We start from the raw sequence: 2,427 nt of genomic DNA on the forward strand, positions 1-2,427 counted from the left end.
TAAATATCAAATATATAACTATAGTTAAGCGATTAATATCGCATCACTAGTATTATCGCTTCAGGAAATCCATGAGCGCCTCCTTGTTCTCCACAGGCGTGGTGGTGGGGCGGCCGAGGTCGGCGCGCGCACCCTTCTTCACCTTGATCTCGAGGAACAGCGGTGCGTCGTTGTCGGTGAGGTCGGCCAACACGTCGCTCAGGTCTTCGGCGTTGTCAACGCTGAGCACCGTCTTATAGCCACAAGCGGCAGCCACCTCGGGCAGGTCGACCTTGTAGCCTACGGTAGGCTGTCCGCCCACCGAGTCGTGCACGCCGTTGTTAAAGAGTATGTGGTAGAAGTTGGCGGACTGCATGCTGCCCGTGATGGCCAGTGCGCCCATGTGCATGAGCACCGCCCCGTCGCCGTCGAAGCAATAGATGTTGCGGTCGGGTTGGCTGAGGGCGATGCCGAGCGCAATCTGTGAGGCGTGACCCATGGATCCCACCGTGAGGAAGTCGCGCTCGTGGCCTTGTCCGCTTCTGGCACGATACTCGAAGAGCTCGCGACTGATCTTGCCCGTTGTCGATACTGCGGCGGCGCGGCTGTCCATTGCTTCGGCCACCATCTGTATGGCCTTCTCTCGTGTGAGCTGCGACTCGTCGGCCACGGTGTTGATCAGTTTGTAGTCGGCAAAGGTGCCCTTGCGAATCACCAGCGCATAAGCCTCGCCCGTCTCGCGCATGCGCTCTGCGGCGTGGCGCACCTGCTGCTCCGCCTCGTTCTCGTCGGCAGAGAGGGTGGTGTGCTCAATGCCCATGGCGTCGAGCAGCGGCAGCGTCACCTTGCCCTGCTTCACATGTTGCGGCTCATCGTGCACACCGGGTTCTCCACGCCATCCGATGATGAGGAGCAGGGGTATGTGGTACACGTCCTTGTCGGTGAGCGACATGAGCGGGTTGACAACGTTTCCCTCGCCCGAGTTTTGCATATACACGGCAGGGATCTTGCCTGTGGCGAGATGGTAGCCTGCCGCCAGGCCTACGGCGCCGCCCTCATTGGCGGCGATGATGTTGTTGCGCGGGTCGGTGTGGTCGGTGATGTAGGCACACAGGTTCTTCAACAATGAGTCGGGCACGCCGGCGAAGAATGTGATGTCCTCGTTGGCGAGCGCTTGATAGAATTTCTCGGGTTGTATCATGGTGGTAATGCTATTAGCTTATTAGTATATGGTGAAATGCGGAAACGCTTACTTTTTCTTTCCCGTAAGTTTGCTGATGAGGCGTGTCAGGGCCGACATGCGGTATTGGCGCCTCACCTCGGGCAGCACCTCCTTGTAGCTGCGGTGAGTGTCGAACACCACTTGTCCATGCATGCTGGGCGCTTGTATGGGCGTCATGTAGTTGTCGCCAAACACGGCTCTCAGCACGGTGTCTGTGTCTTTGGGCGCTGGCACCTTGATGTTCTCAAAGGGAAGCCACACGGTTTCGTCGAAGAGGCTTCGGTCCCATTGCAGTTTGGGCCCCATGTTGACCACCTCTCCTACGCGCGATCCGGGCAGGTCGGCCAATCGGCGCATCTCGTCGTCGGCCTTCTCGTAATAGTGGAGCCAACCGTTGCGACGCACGCAATGGCGCGCCTTGATCTTTCGGAAGATGAGGCCCAGGCGTCCTGAACTGATGCAATGGGTGTTCTTGGCCTTGAGGAATTTCAACGTCTTCAGCGCGCTGCGGTAGGCGCGGTGGAGCGCTTCCTGGTCATCGGGCACGGCCTCCAAGGGGAAGATGTCGATGAAGATGCCTTGGTTGAAGGGTTGGAAACAGTCGGATGGGCGAATGGCTGTGGTGTCGCTGCGTCGGAACTGCGCGTGGCCGCGATGATAATCCACGTCCGAATAGGCTGTTTGCAGGAAATAAGGGGCCTCAATGCCTTTGTTTCCAATGGTTTGGCACATGCGGTCGTAGTCTTCGCGTGGCATCATCAGGTCCACATCGTCGTCCCAGGGAATGAAGCCCTTGTGGCGAACGGCACCGAGCAGCGTGCCGCCCTCGGCCCAGCAACGCAGGTTGTTGGCTTGACAATACTCGAGAAAACGGCGGAGCAAATCGAGCTCTATGGCCTGCACCTCCTTCATTTCGGCGCTGGCTACGTACCCGTTGGTGGCCTCTTGGTTTGTTTGCGAGGCTTGTGTATTTTGATTAGACATTGTGCTTGTATGGTTGATGCAACATATCTTTCTGCAAAGTTACAAAAAAAACCGCCATCTCTTATCTTTTTATTCGAATTTATAATATGCATTATATGGGTTTCGTGAGCCTTATATAAAAAGGTAAATTATAAGTTGTTTGCATATTATGAGGGAAAACAGAAAGAAAAACGCATATTATTAAAACATTTTAGTACTGATGCGATAAAATCGCATAGTTATTAAAATTCATCAAATAAAGT

At 55.1% G+C, this 2,427-nt stretch carries 2 protein-coding genes; both read right to left on the minus strand.

The features are described 5' to 3' along the window. Nucleotides 1-52 precede the first annotated feature (52 nt). Nucleotides 53-1,180: a phosphonopyruvate decarboxylase gene (gene aepY / locus WKK33_RS10125; protein WP_337933695.1), complete on the minus strand. Its 1,128-nt coding sequence runs from the start codon at nt 1,178-1,180 to the stop codon at nt 53-55. Nucleotides 1,181-1,228: 48 nt separating this feature from the next. Further along, complete coding sequence (locus tag WKK33_RS10130) at nt 1,229-2,185, minus strand: LicD family protein (RefSeq protein WP_337933697.1); 957 nt, start codon at nt 2,183-2,185, stop codon at nt 1,229-1,231. Nucleotides 2,186-2,427: the final 242 nt, after the last annotated feature.

The sequence above is a fragment of the Hallella sp. genome (assembly GCF_037460745.1).
Taxonomy (GTDB): Bacteria; Bacteroidota; Bacteroidia; order Bacteroidales; family Bacteroidaceae; genus Prevotella; species Prevotella faecis.

Bases quoted from the DNA above. Each gene is read 5' to 3' on its own strand.
- aepY (WP_337933695.1), bottom strand. From the start codon at position 1,180: ATGATACAACCCGAGAAATTCTATCAAGCGCTCGCCAACGAGGACATC.
- WKK33_RS10130 (WP_337933697.1), bottom strand. From the start codon at position 2,185: ATGTCTAATCAAAATACACAAGCCTCGCAAACAAACCAAGAGGCCACC.